Source organism: Lysobacter sp. 05T417 (assembly GCF_056396405.1).
The window spans coordinates 162,855-176,311 of record NZ_JBFTLK010000007.1; the positions used below are offsets into that span (position 1 = coordinate 162,855).

The window sequence follows — 13,457 nt, forward strand, 5'->3', positions numbered from 1 at the left end:
CTTGGACACTGCAGCAACCGCGGCGTGCCCGCGCACGAAGCGAATCTGGCTCTGCCTGCTGGCCGCGGGACTGGCGACAGGCGCCGGCGCCGTCATTGCCGCCGACGACAGCGCCATCCATCCCGAGCGCTGGCCGAAGGTGGCGTGCGCGTTGCCAGTGGACCGCGCGATGGAGCGCCGCATCGACAAACTGCTGGCGTCGATGACGCTGGAAGAAAAAGTCGGCCAGATCGTCCAGGGCGACATCGCCAGCCTGACGCCTGACGACGTCCGCAAGTACCGCCTCGGGTCCGTGCTCGCCGGTGGCAACTCCGATCCGGGAGGCAAGTACAACGCCGCCCCCGCAGAGTGGCTCGCGCTGTCCGATGCCTTCTACGAAGCCTCGATGGACACCAGCGGCGGCGGCAAGGCCATTCCCATCCTGTTCGGCATCGACGCCGTGCACGGACAGAGCAACGTCGTCGGCGCCACCGTGTTTCCGCACAATATCGCCCTTGGCGCTGCCCGCGACCCCGAGCTGATCCGCCAGATCGGCCGCATCACCGCCATCGAGACCCGCGTCACCGGCATGGAGTGGGCGTTCGCACCCACCGTGGCCGTGCCGCAGGACGACCGATGGGGGCGCTCGTACGAAGGCTATTCCGAACAGCCGCAAGTCGTCGCCGCGTACTCTGCCGCGATGGTCGAAGGCCTGCAGGGCAAGCCCGGCACGCCGGGCTTCCTCGACGGCCAGCATGTGATCTCCTCGGTCAAGCACTACCTCGGCGACGGCGGCACCGCCGACGGCAAGGACCAGGGCGACAACCAGTCCAGCGAGGATGTGCTGCGCGACGTCCACGGCGCCGGCTATCCCACCGCGATAGCGATCGGCGCGCAGGCGGTGATGACTTCCTTCAGCAGCTGGCACGGCACCAAGCTCGCCGCCGACAAACCCCTGATCACCGACGTCCTCAAAGGGCGGATGAACTTCGACGGTTTCGTCGTCACCGACTGGAACGCCCACGGCCAGGTCCCGGGCTGCAGCAACGACCGCTGCCCCGAAGTGATCGCCGCCGGCATCGACATGGTGATGGCGCCCGATACCTGGAAAGGCATCTACGAAAGCACGCTGGCGGCGGCCCAGTCCGGCGAGCTGCCGCGCGCGCGCCTGGACGATGCCGTGCGCCGCGTGTTGCGGGTGAAGTACCGCCTCGGCCTGTTCGACGCCGGCAAGCCGTCGCAGCGGCCGCTCGGCGGCAAGTTCGAACTGCTTGGCGCGCCCGGACACCGTGCGGTCGCGCGCCAGGCCGTGCGCGAATCGCTGGTGCTGCTGAAGAACGACCACCGCGTGCTGCCGCTCGATCCCAAACTCGACCTGCTCGTGGCCGGCGACGGCGCCAACGACATGGGCAAGCAGAGCGGCGGCTGGACACTCAACTGGCAGGGCGTGGGCAGCACGCGAGCCGACTTCCCCAACGGCGAGACGATCTGGGAAGGCATCGACAAAGCCGTGCGCAGCGCCGGTGGCCACGCCGAACTGGCCATCGACGGCCGCTACACGCGCAAGCCCGGCGCCGCGATCGTCGTCTTCGGCGAGGATCCGTATGCCGAATTCCAGGGCGACATTCCAACGCTCTGGTACAAGCCGGGCGACGATCGCGACCTGCAACTGATCCAGCGCCTGAAGGCCGAAGGCATCCCGGTCGTGGCGGTGTTCCTCAGCGGCCGGCCGTTGTGGATGAACCGCGAGATCAACGCCGCCGATGCGTTCGTCGCCGCCTGGCTGCCCGGCAGCGAAGGCGGCGGCATCGCCGACGTGCTGCTGCGCGGCGCCGACGGCAAGCTCGCCCACGACTTCAAGGGCAAGCTCGGCTTCTCGTGGCCGCGCCGCGCCGACCAGTACGCCAACAACGTTGGCCAGCCGGACTATTCACCGCAGTTCGCCTTCGGCTTCGGCCTGACCTATGGCGATGACGGCACCCTGGCGGCATTGCCGGAAGAGCCGGGCGTTTCCGCGGCGATGGGGCGGCCGGGCGTGTACTACGCCCGCGGCGTGCTGACGCCCGGCATCGTGATGCGGCTGCAGGGCGCCAAGGGCGCGGCGGTCGACGTCGCCGCCTTGCCGGCCGCGTCGCCCGACGGCAGCGTGCGCGTGCGCGCAATCGACCACCTGGCCCAGGAAGATGCTCGCCGCATCGAATGGACCGGTAGCGGCGAGGCCACCGTGTCGCTGCATTCCGACGCCGCCAAGGACCTCACCCGCGAAACCAACGGCGATGTGATGCTGGTGCTGACGGTACGCGCCGATGCGCCGGGCGATGTTTCCGTCGGCGTGGGTTGCGGCCCGGGCTGCGGCGCGCAGCTGCCGCTGGCCGAGTCGCTGGCCAGCCTCGAACCCGCGCGCTGGACCACGCTCGGCATCGCGCTGAAGTGCTTCGCCGCGGCCGGCGCGGACACCTCGAAGCTCGACACCCTGCTCAGCCTGCGGGCGAAGGGCAAGGCGCAGCTGTCGCTGTCGAAGGTGGCATTGGGCGCGCAGGGCGACGCCGAGAAGGTGATGGCGTGCGCGCTGAAATGATCGCGCTGGAATGTTCGCGTTGAAATGACCTGACGCGATTGCCGCAGGGACGGGGTTGCCGGCGACCCCGTCCCGCGATGCGGTCGACCGGCCGTGGCGGCCATTCACGCCCGCAACATCCATCGACGTATGGCGAAACAGTTCTGGCCGCAGCGACATCGCTTCGGTATCGTGCCATCAATGAATGCGCCGTCCCCCCATGCCGGCGCGACGGCGCCGACCGCGGCGCCCGCCGCGCGCGCCCTCCGTTATCTCATCCGCGTGCCGCTGCTGGTGTGGCACATCCTCGTCGACCTGCCGCTGGTGCTGCTGCTTGGCACACCGCTGACAGCAGGCGTGCGCGTCGGCAACGAGAACCTGGCCCATCGCGCGATCCGCGCCTGGTCTGCCGGCCTGATGTGGATCTTCGGCTTCCGCCTGCGCCGCTACGGCGAACCTCTGCCCGGCGCGGCGATGTTCGTCGCCAACCATGTCAGCTGGATCGACATCGAGACCCTGCACAGCCAGCGCATGATGGGCTTCGTCGCCAAGCGCGAGATCGAGGGCTGGCCGGTGGTGGGCTGGCTGGCTTCGCGCGGCGAGACCATCTTCCATTCGCGCGGCAGCACCGAATCGCTCGGCGGCGTCCTGCACGAGATGCTGGCGCGACTGCGCGGCGGCCGTTCGGTTGGCGTGTTCCCAGAGGGCGGCACTCGCGGCGGTCGTGAGATCGGCCCGTTCCATGCCCGCATCTTCCTGGCCGCGGTCGAAGCCGGAGTCCCCGTGCAGCCGGTCGCGCTGCGCTACGGCGAGGGCGGCCAGGCCCAGCAGGTGGTCGCGTTCCAGCCCGGCGAGAGCTTCCTGGGCAACTTCGTGCGCCTGCTCGGCGAGCCGACGCGGCTGGCCGAAGTGCATTTCCTCGAACCAATCGCGCCTGGCCAGGCCGACGGACGCCGCCGTCTCGCCGATCTGGCCCGATCGCGCATTGTCGAGGCCATGACGAGTTGAAGAGTACGTTGGGTTTAGTGGGCGCACTCGAATTCGTACCGCTATGGTCCCAGGCATGCTGACCGCCGCCGATTACCAACCACCCCGCTGGTTGCGCAACGCGCACGTACAGTCCGCGCTCGGCTCCAGTGTGTTGCGTCGCCGCCATGGCGAACGCAGCCTGGCCGAGCTGGGCGCAGTGAGCAGCGAACACCTGATCGACGCCGGCGACGCCCGCCTGCACGGCCTGCACAGCGTCATGCCCGATCGCGAGTCGCGCGGCCTGGTGCTGCTGCTGCACGGCTGGGAGGGCAGCGTCGATTCCAGCTACATGCGCCTGACCGCGGTGCAGCTGCTGAAGGCCGGATTCGAAGTGTTCCGCCTCAACTTCCGCGACCACGGCAACACCCATCACCTCAACGAAGGGCTGTTCCATTCCAACCGCATCGACGAAGTCGTGCGCGCGGCGGTGGAAGTGGCGCGCCGTTTCCCGGGCCGGCCGATGGCCGTGGCCGGCTATTCGCTCGGCGGCAACTTCGCCCTGCGCCTGGCGCTGCGCGCGCCGGACGCCGGCCTGGCGCTGACCCACGTGGCGGCGGTATGCCCGGTACTCGATCCGGCCCGCACGATGGAGCAGATGGAACAGGGCCTGCCGTTGTACCTGTGGTACTTCGAGCGCAAATGGCGCGGTTCGCTGGCGCGCAAGCGCGAGCTGTTCCCCCAGGTGCATGCCTTCGACGATGAGGTCCTGGGTTTGCGCATGCGACCGCTGACGCAGTGGATGGTCGAGCGCCACACCGACTTCGGCACCCTCGAGCGCTATTTCGACGGGTACTCGATCGCCGGCGACCGCCTGACCGCGCTGCAGGTCCCGGCCAGCATCCTCATGGCGCAGGACGACCCGGTGATTCCGGTGGCGGGATTCCACGCCCTGACCCTGCCGCGCAGCGCGGCGCTGGAAATCGCACCCTGGGGCGGCCATTGCGGCTTCCTCGAAGGCGCCACCCTCGACGGCTTTGCCGAACGCTGGATCGCCCAGCGCATGCTCGACGCGGCCGATAGCGCCTGAAGGACCGGGCCTGGCCGGGCCCCGGCCCCCGAAATCGCGCCGCCACGCCCCGGCGCGGCTCAAGTCCCCGCCGCAACTGCCGATAAACCCCTGTTGGCAGGCCGGGCATGGCGCCTGCTGCCGCTACAATCGCGCTTTCGCCTGAATCATCGAGCAGTCCATGTACGAACCGATCATTGACGCACTGCGCCGCGGCGTGGCCAGCGAAGCGCTCAGCGCCGCGCGCGACGCCATCGCCGCGCAACCGCAGGACGCCACCGCGCACCGCCTGCTCGCCGCTGCACTGCGCCTGGACGGCGACCGCGAAGGCGCGCTTGCCGCCATTGGCCAGGCCATCGAGCTGGCGCCTGACGACGCCAACCTGCACCTGGAGCGCGCCGGCCTGCTTCTGACCGAACGCCAGCTCGACGAAGCCCAGGCTGCGCTGGCCCGCGCCACCGGACTGGATCCGAACCAGTTCCCGGCCTACATCATCCAGGCCCACCTGGCGATCGGCCGCGCCGACCTGAACGAGGCCGAGCGCCTGATCCGCACCGCAGCGCGCATCGCCCCCGAGCACCCGCACGTGGCCGCGGTCGAAGGCACCCTGGCGCTGCGCCGCGGCGAACCCGACCGCGCCCTGGCGATCCTCAGCGGCGCCGCCGAGCGCGCCCCGGGCGACGCCCAGCTGCGCCACGCGCTCGCCTTCGCCTACCTCGGCAAGGGCCATTACGCTTTCGCCGAGCAGGCCTTCCGCAGCCTGCTCGAGGGCGATCCGGGTTCGCGCCCGCTGCGCCTGATGGTCGCCAACCTGATGCGCCTGCAATCGCGTCCGGGCGAGGCTGCCGACGAACTGGCGCCGCTGCTCGACGGCGAGACCGGCACGCCGGGCATGCATCGCCTGGTCGGTGAGCTTGAACTGGATGCGGGCCGCAACGACCGCGCGCTGCCGCGCCTGCGCCAGGCCTTCCTCGCCCAGCCGCTGGACCGCCGCAGCATCCTGCCGCTAATCGAAGCCTGGCGCCGCCTGGAGCTGCTCGATGAAGCCCGCACCACGATCGACTCGGTTCTGCTCGAGCACCCGCAGGCGCCCGACCTGTGGCGCGCGCGCCTGCTGTTCGAGGAGTTCGCCAGCGACCCGGCACGCGAAGTGATCGCGCGCTGGCGCGAGGCGATGCCCGACTTCGTGCCGGCGCTGGAAGCACAGACCACCCTGCACGACCAGGCCGGCGAGCCGGAACTGGCCTACGCCACCGCGCAGCGCATCACCGAACTGCAGCCGGGCCACACCATGGCCGAGCTGCGCATCATCGACCAGCTGCTGCGCAGCGACCCCGACGCCGCGGTCCTGCGCGTGGAAGGCCTGCTTGCACAGGCGCCGGACCCGAACGTGAAGCGCAGCCTGCGCCAGCTGCTGGGCCGTTGCTTCGACGCCGCCGGCCAGCCCGATGCCGCCGCCGCGACCTGGGCCGAGCTGCACGCCGAGGTTGTCGGCGAGCGCCTGCCGCTGCCGCAGCCGAGCGCGCCGATCACGCAGTGGCCGGAACTGGCGCCGCTGCCGGATCCGGCCCCGGGCGTGCTGCTGCTGTGGGGCGCGCCGGGCTCGCTGGTCGAATACATCGCCGCGACCATCAAGCACTCCGCCGCGCCTTTGCTGGTGGACCGCTTCGGCGCGCAGCCGCCGACCGATCCGCTGCAGCGCTACGACACCGTGTCGGGCCTGCTCGACGGCTCGCTCGATCCGGCCTACCTGGTCAGCCTGTGGCGCGCCGGCCTGCCCGCGCGCGGCATCCACGATGGCAATGCCTTCGACTGGCTGCTGTGGTGGGACAACGCGCTGCTGCTGGGCCTGCGCCCGCAGCTGCCCGAGGCGGTGCTGATGGTGGCCGTGCGCGACCCGCGCGACATGCTGCTGGACTGGCTCGCCTTCGGTGGCCCGGTGCCGCTGGCGTTGGCCTCGCCGCTGGAAGGCGCGCGCTGGATGGCCAGGACGATGGAGCAGATCGCCGAGCTCAGCGAGCATGACCTGTTCCCGCATCGCCTGATCCGCATGGACGACGCCAACCCCGCCGGCATCGCCCAGGCGATCGCCGATGCGCTGGGCGCGAATGTGGCCGTCGCCCCGCAGCAGATGCTCGGCCCGCCGCACTTCCCCGCCGGTCACTGGCGCGACTTCCGCGATGCCCTGGCCGAGGAGTTCGCAGTGCTGACGCCGGTTGCCCAGCGCCTGGGCTATCCGGCGGAATGAACTGAAGCAAGGAGGACGATCCATGCACATCCGCAGCGACAGCTTCGAACACCGCCAGCGCCTGCCGGCCGAATTCGCCGCCGGCCAGGCCACGGCCGACGGTTTTGGTTTTGCGCCCAACCGCAATCCGCACCTGGCCTGGGGCGATGCCCCGGCGGGGACGAAGTCGTTCGTGCTGTTGTGCATCGATCCGGACGTGCCGACGATGGCGGAGATGGTCGGCAAGCCCGGCGTGCTGATCCCATCCGAGCAACCGCGGTGCGACTTCGTGCACTGGGCGATGGTCGACATTGGCGCCGGCGTCAGCCAGATCGTCGCCGGCAGCTGCAGCGACGGTGTCGTGCCGCACGGCAAGACCCGACCGTCCGGACCGGCCGGCGCGCGCCAGGGCCTGAACGACTACACCGGCTGGTTCGCCGACGACGCCTCCATGGCGGGCGACTGGTACGGCTTCGACGGGCCGTTCCCGCCGCCGAACGATCTGCGTCTGCACCGTTACTTCTTCCGTCTGTTCGCCCTCGACATCGATCACCTGACCGTGCCGGACCGCTTCACCGCCGCGCAGGTGTTCGAGGCCATGCACGGCCACGTCCTGGACGAAGTCTCGATCTACGCAACGTATTCGCTCAATCCACAGGTCAAGGACTGATCGACCTGCCCGCCTGCGCGGGCAGACATCGCACCAGGGGGGTTGCGATGCAGTACCAGGCAAAACTGGAATCGCTCGTCGAGGCCGTGCAGCAGCTGTCGCTGGCGCGCGACCTCGACAGCGTCGCCGCGATCGTGCGCGGCACCGCCCGCACTCTGGCCGGCTCTGACGGCGCGTCGCTGGTCCTGCGCGACGCCGGGCAGTGCTACTACTTCGACGAAGATGCGATCTCGCCGCTGTGGAAAGGCCAGCGCTTCCCGCTGAACCAGTGCATCAGCGGCTGGTGCATGCTCAACCGCACCGCGGTGGCGATCGAGGACATCTACGCCGACGATCGCATCCCGCACGCAGCGTACCGGCCAACGTTCGTCCGCAGCCTGCTGATGACGCCGATCCGCACCCTCGAGCCGATCGGCGCGATCGGCAGCTACTGGGCGGAGCACCACACGCCCAGCGCCGACGAGACCCACCTGCTGCAGACGCTGGCCAACGCAACATCGGTGGCGCTGGAGAACATCCAGATGCACGCCGATCTCGAACAGCGCGTGCTCGACCGCACCGAGGAGCTGGCGCGCACCAACCAGCTGCTGCGCGAGGAGATGGCCGAACGTGAACGCGCCGAGCACGAAGTGCGCCTGCTGTCGCTGACCGACGAACTGACCGGTCTGCACAATCGCCGCGGTTTCCAGCTGCTGGCGACGCAGGAACTGGAAGTGGTGCGGCGCCTGCAGCAGCCGTGTCGCCTGATCTTCATCGACCTCGACGGCCTCAAGCCGGTCAATGATCGCCACGGCCACGCCGCCGGCGACATCATGATCCGCCAGGCCGCCGAACTGCTGCGCGTGGTGTTCAGCGAAGCCGACGTGCTGGCACGCTGGGGTGGCGACGAGTTCGCCGTGCTCGCGCTCGACGCCATCGACGCGGCCAGCGTGCGCCGGCGGGTCGAGGTCGGCGCGGCACAGCTGGCGGCGATGCACGCCAACCAGCCCTATACGTTGTCGCTGAGCGTCGGCGTGATCGACCCGGCCGACACACCGGGTGCCAGCCTCGCCGAACTGCTGGTGCAGGCCGACGCGGCGATGTATGCGATCAAGGCCGGCAAGCCTTCGCGCGTGCCGGCCTGACCTGCGCGCCGGTTTACTTCTTGCCGGCTGCCGCGTTCTCCGACTCGACCACCATGTCGAGCACGTAGGCGATCGATGAACCATCTGCCGGCGGGTTCTTGATCGTGTAGCGCTTCACGCGCACCACGTTGCGCACGCCATCGGTGTGCTCGTAGCCCTCGATGTCCTCGTACAGCGGCTGCCACTGGCCGGGCGTGCCGGTCTTGAGGCCGTGATCGTCGTAGTGCAGCTCGCGTACCTGCAGGCACTGCTTGTTCGGGATCAGCGGATGGCTGCACGGCTTGGCCTGCGCGGCCACTTCCAGGAACGCCGTCTCGCCCGGGCCGCCGTAACGGGTTTCGGCCGTGGCCTCGCCGCGGAACGTCAGCACCTCGCCATCGGCGGAGGTCAGCGTCAGCTGCGGCTGGCCGTCATTGCGCAGCGCGACCGTCTGCGCCGCTTCCAGGCGCTTGCCGATGGCCTGGTCCAGCGCCATCAGTTTCGGGTCGGTGCAGGCCATCAGCGTCGCGGCCATGCGTGCCACCTGCAGGCGGTCGCCGGTGAGCGTGTAGCCGCCGCCCATGCGGTTGCAGGCATTGCTCACGCTGACGCGGCCGTCGCGGAAATCGAGTTGCAGCGGCTTGTCGGCGCGGGCGAACAGCGCCTCGATGGCCTGTCCCTTGGCGTCGACGGCTTTCTCGAGCTGCCAGTGCTGGCTGCCCAGCAGCGTCGCATCGATCGCGCTGACAGGCTCGGCCGGTGCCGCCACGACCGACGTCGGCGCAGCAGGTTGCGTCGCTGCTTCCGGCGGAGCCGGCGCCTTGGCGCAGGCGACGAGGGCCAGGGGAAGGGCGAGCATCACGAATCGTTTCATTGCAGTCTCCATTGCGGGTGCCAATGGGAACGCAACACGGCCTAAAACGGGGTGAAGGCGCACCGGCGCAAGCCGGTGCCGGTTCAGCTTCCCGACGGCACCAGCAGGAGCAGCGCCGCGCCAAGCACGAGGCGATAGACCGCGAACGCGGTGAAGCGATGGCTCTGGATGTAGCGCAGCAGCCACTTCACCGCCACGAACGCGGTGATCGCCGAAGCGACGAATGCCACCGCCAGCGCGGTCCAGTCCTCATGCGCGGCTTCGCCATTGCCCAGCACGTGCAGCAACTCGTAACCGGTCGCCGCGAACATGGTCGGGATACCCACGAGGAAGGCGAACTCGGTGGCCGCCGCACGCGAGGTGGTGCCGGCCAGCAGCGCGACGAAGATCGTCGCCGCCGAACGCGAGGTGCCCGGGAACACACCGGCGACGACCTGGGCGATGCCGACCAGGATCGCCACCGTCCAGGTGATCGCGGCGCGCTCGCCGAGCTTGTCGGCGCGTTTGGCGGCGAAGTACTCGGCCGCCATCATCCACACGCCGCCGAGGATCAGCGCCCAGGCGATCGGAGTCACGTGGTCGGGCAGTTCGAAGCCCAGCTTCTTGACCACCAGGCCGAGCACTGCGGTCACGCCGAATGCCACGGCAAGCTTGAAGGCGTAGTCGCGCGCCTGTGCCGACGTCAGCGCCGTGCCGGCCGGGCTGTGCCCGGCGCCGGCGCCGCGGCCGATGAAGCCCATCGCCAGGTCCCACAGCCGCTGCCGGTAGATCAGCACCACCGCTAGGATCGCGCCGGCCTGGATCGAGATGTTGAACAGATCGCTGCGGTGCCCGAGCCAGCGTTCGGCGATGAGCAGATGGCCGGTGCTGGAGATCGGCAGGAATTCGGTGATGCCTTCGATGATGCCGAGCAGCAGCGCGGCGAACAGGTCAGTCATGCAATGGGCCGTCAGGAAAACTGGGGTGGGAAAGGACGCGCGACGCGGCAGCATACCGGATAGGGCTCATGCACCCGGTTGAGGCAAGTCGCACTCGAAACCGCACCATGTTGGTGCAGTGGTACTGGCTGGACCCTGGCGAGGTCTTGAAAATCAACGACTTGCGAAACCTGAAACATTGGCACGTTCATTGCTTTGATATAGACAAGTGCGGCCGACGCGGCCGAGTTTTTCCCAAGTAGCCATCCCCTGTCCCGGAGTACCCATGTCGCTCGAACACGTAGAAAAGCTGATCAAGGACCACAAGGTCGAATTCGTTGACCTGCGCTTCGTCGACATGCGCGGCGTCCAGCACCACGTGACCTTCCCCAAGTCGATCGTCGAGCCGGGCCTGTTCGAGGACGGCAAGATGTTCGACGGTTCCTCGATCAGCGGCTGGAAGGGCATCAACGAGTCCGACATGGTCCTGCTGCCGGACGCCAGCACCGCATTCCTGGACCCGTTCACGGCCGATCCGACCCTGGTCCTGACCTGCGACATCCTCGACCCGGCGACCATGCAGGCCTACTCGCGCGATCCGCGCGGCGTCGCCAAGCGCGCCGAGGCCTTCCTCAAGTCCAGCGGCATCGCCGACCAGGCCTTCTTCGGCCCGGAGCCGGAATTCTTCATCTTCGATTCGGTCCGCTTCGCCAATGAAATGGGCCACACCTTCTTCCACATCGACTCGGAAGAAGCGCACTGGAACTCCGGCCGCGAATACGACGGTGGCAACACCGGCTACCGTCCGATGGTGAAGGGCGGCTACTTCCCGGTCGCACCGTTAGACTCGCTGCACGACCTGCGCGCCGAGATGTGCAAGACCCTGGAACTGGTCGGCATGGAAGTGGAAGTGCACCACCACGAAGTGGCCAACGCCGGCCAGTGCGAGATCGGCACCAAGTTCAACTCGCTGGTGAAGAAGGCCGACGAGCTGATGACGATGAAGTACGTCATCAAGAACGTCGCCCACCGCAACGGCAAGACCGCGACCTTCATGCCCAAGCCGATCGTCGGCGACAACGGCAGCGGCATGCACGTGCACCAGTCGCTGGCCAAGGGCGGCGTCAACCTGTTCACCGGCGACGGCTACGGCGGCCTGTCGCAGATGGCGCTGTGGTACATCGGCGGCATCTTCAAGCACGCCCGCGCGCTGAATGCCTTCACCAACTCGGGCACCAACAGCTACAAGCGCCTGGTGCCGGGCTACGAAGCGCCGGTGATGCTGGCCTACTCGGCCCGTAATCGTTCCGCCAGCTGCCGCATTCCGTTCGTGGCCAACCCGAAGGCGCGCCGCATCGAGATCCGTTTCCCGGATCCGATCCAGTCGGGCTACCTGACCTTCGCCGCGCTGATGATGGCCGGCCTGGACGGCATCAAGAACCAGATCGACCCGGGCGCTCCGAGCGACAAGGACCTGTACGACCTGCCGCCGGAAGAAGAGAAGAACATCCCGACCGTGTGCCACAGCCTCGACCAGGCGCTGGAAGCACTCGACAAGGATCGCGACTTCCTCAAGGCCGGCGGCGTGTTTACCGACGACTTCATCGACGGCTACATCGCGCTGAAGATGCAGGAAGTGACCAAGTTCCGCGCGGCCACGCACCCGCTCGAATACCAGATGTACTACACCGTCTGACGCCCGACTCCCTCCCCCGCGAATGCAGGGGAGGGTTGGGGAGGGGCGCTCTTCGAGCCCCCTTCCAGCCAGCCACCGCTTCAACTAATCCATGAGGTAACCCAGATCGACGGGCTGCGCCCGCCGCAAGGCGAAGTGCGTCCCTGTGATGGCGCGGGAGACGACACCAACGTCCGCGTTGCAAGAGCACGAAGCAATGACCGGGGAGGGGCCACCGCTTATGAGGAGCCTGCGTCATGTCGTCTCGAACCACTGCAAGCAAGACCTGCGCTGCAACCATCGTCTCCATCGCGCTCGTCGGCATGGGAATGGCAAGCGCACACGCCGGCACGTCCGGCTCACTGGCATTGACCAGTGACTATCTCTTCCGCGGCATCTCGCAGAACAACCAGGAACCGGCCCTGCAGGGTGGCATCGAGTATGCCGCCGACAGTGGCTTCTACGTCGGCAGCTGGGGCAGCAATGTCAGCTGGCTGTCCGACACAAACGTCTTCCCTGATTCGATCTCCAACAGCGTAGAGCTCGACTTCTACGGCGGCTATCGCGGCAAGATCGGCGAGTCCGTCGGCTTCGACGTCGGTGCGCTCTATTACTGGTATCCCGGCGACTACCCCTCGGGCTTCAACAGCCCAGACACCGGCGAGCTTTACTTCGGCATCAGCGCCGGAGTGTTCTCCGCCAAGTACTCCTATGCCCTCACCGATCTGTTCGGCTACGCCGATTCGGATGGCAGCGGCTATCTCGACGCCGCGGTGAACTGGGAGTTCGTCCCGACGTGGACGCTCAACGCCCACGCCGGCAAGCAGTGGATCGAGAACAACGAGGACTTCGAATACGTCGACTGGAAGCTCGGCGTCACCAAGTCTTTCGACGGCGGCTTCGCCATTGCCCTTGCCTATCTCGACACCGATGCCGAAGAGGCGCTGTACACCAACCGCTACGGCAATTTCCTCGGCGAGGACACGGTGGTGCTGACCCTGACCAAGACCTTCTGAGGCAGGCGCATCCGAGATGAACCATCACAGACGAGCCATCCAGACCCACGGAGCTGCGAGATGAAACTGATCACCGCGATCATCCGGCCGTTCAAGCTCGACGAGGTGCGCGAAGCGCTCACCGAAGTCGGCGTGTCCGGCATCACCGTCACCGAAGTAAAGGGGTTCGGACGACAGAAAGGTCACACCGAGCTCTATCGCGGCGCCGAGTACGTCGTCGATTTCCTGCCCAAGCTCAAGGTCGAGTGCGCGGTTGCCGAGTCGGTGCTCGAGGCGGCGCTGGAAGCACTGCAGACGGCCGCGCGCACCGGCAAGGTAGGTGACGGAAAGATCTTTGTTCAAGCCCTCGAGCACACGGTGCGCATCCGCACCGGCGAGCTCGATGACGATGCGTTGTGAGGAGG

11 protein-coding genes are annotated in these 13,457 nt (G+C 68.0%); 9 read left to right on the forward strand and 2 right to left on the reverse strand.

The annotated features are described in order from the left end of the window. Window positions 1–169: 169 nt before the first annotated feature. The 6 genes from AC1DER_RS14290 to AC1DER_RS14315 all read left to right on the forward strand — a co-directional run bounded on the left by AC1DER_RS14290 (window position 170) and on the right by AC1DER_RS14315 (window position 8,592). The gene (locus AC1DER_RS14290) at window positions 170–2,557 is read left to right on the forward strand and encodes a glycoside hydrolase family 3 protein (protein ID WP_477246962.1); all 2,388 of its coding nucleotides are present in this window, start codon (window positions 170–172) and stop codon (window positions 2,555–2,557) included. 180 nt (window positions 2,558–2,737) lie between these two features. Then, a complete protein-coding gene (locus AC1DER_RS14295) occupies window positions 2,738–3,544 on the forward strand; it encodes a lysophospholipid acyltransferase family protein (RefSeq protein WP_441815731.1) in 807 nt (268 codons plus the stop codon). 55 nt (window positions 3,545–3,599) lie between these two features. Beyond that, window positions 3,600–4,592 (forward strand): YheT family hydrolase, encoded by a 993-nt coding sequence (locus AC1DER_RS14300; protein WP_441815732.1) that lies wholly within the window; start codon window positions 3,600–3,602, stop codon window positions 4,590–4,592. Between the two features lie 160 nt (window positions 4,593–4,752). After that, window positions 4,753–6,819: a tetratricopeptide repeat protein gene (locus AC1DER_RS14305; RefSeq protein WP_477358072.1), complete on the forward strand. Its 2,067-nt coding sequence runs from the start codon at window positions 4,753–4,755 to the stop codon at window positions 6,817–6,819. Window positions 6,820–6,841: 22 nt separating this feature from the next. Next, window positions 6,842–7,468, forward strand: coding sequence for a YbhB/YbcL family Raf kinase inhibitor-like protein (locus AC1DER_RS14310; RefSeq protein WP_477358075.1), 627 nt, complete (start codon window positions 6,842–6,844; stop codon window positions 7,466–7,468). A gap of 47 nt (window positions 7,469–7,515) precedes the next feature. Beyond that, the gene (locus tag AC1DER_RS14315) at window positions 7,516–8,592 is read left to right on the forward strand and encodes a diguanylate cyclase (RefSeq protein WP_477245434.1); all 1,077 of its coding nucleotides are present in this window, start codon (window positions 7,516–7,518) and stop codon (window positions 8,590–8,592) included. A 13-nt stretch (window positions 8,593–8,605) separates the two neighbouring features. Here AC1DER_RS14315 and AC1DER_RS14320 read toward each other — a convergent pair whose 3' ends face one another. Together AC1DER_RS14320 and AC1DER_RS14325 are read right to left on the reverse strand one after the other, a co-directional pair. After that, window positions 8,606–9,445, reverse strand: a complete 840-nt coding sequence (locus tag AC1DER_RS14320) for a DUF4377 domain-containing protein (protein WP_477245432.1) — start codon at window positions 9,443–9,445, stop codon at window positions 8,606–8,608. A gap of 83 nt (window positions 9,446–9,528) precedes the next feature. Beyond that, on the reverse strand, window positions 9,529–10,383 hold the full coding sequence (locus AC1DER_RS14325) for an undecaprenyl-diphosphate phosphatase (RefSeq protein ID WP_477245430.1): 855 nt from the start codon (window positions 10,381–10,383) through the stop codon (window positions 9,529–9,531). A 265-nt stretch (window positions 10,384–10,648) separates the two neighbouring features. Here AC1DER_RS14325 and glnA point away from each other — a divergent pair, with 265 nt between their 5' ends. The 3 genes from glnA (at window position 10,649) to AC1DER_RS14340 (ending at window position 13,452) form a co-directional block, all read left to right on the forward strand. Beyond that, the gene (glnA, locus tag AC1DER_RS14330; protein WP_441815738.1) at window positions 10,649–12,058 is read left to right on the forward strand and encodes a type I glutamate--ammonia ligase; all 1,410 of its coding nucleotides are present in this window, start codon (window positions 10,649–10,651) and stop codon (window positions 12,056–12,058) included. A gap of 236 nt (window positions 12,059–12,294) precedes the next feature. Continuing rightward, window positions 12,295–13,053 (forward strand): TorF family putative porin, encoded by a 759-nt coding sequence (locus tag AC1DER_RS14335; RefSeq protein ID WP_477245427.1) that lies wholly within the window; start codon window positions 12,295–12,297, stop codon window positions 13,051–13,053. Window positions 13,054–13,113: 60 nt separating this feature from the next. Continuing rightward, on the forward strand, window positions 13,114–13,452 hold the full coding sequence (locus AC1DER_RS14340) for a P-II family nitrogen regulator (protein WP_158732090.1): 339 nt from the start codon (window positions 13,114–13,116) through the stop codon (window positions 13,450–13,452). The last annotated feature ends 5 nt before the right edge of the window (window positions 13,453–13,457 follow it).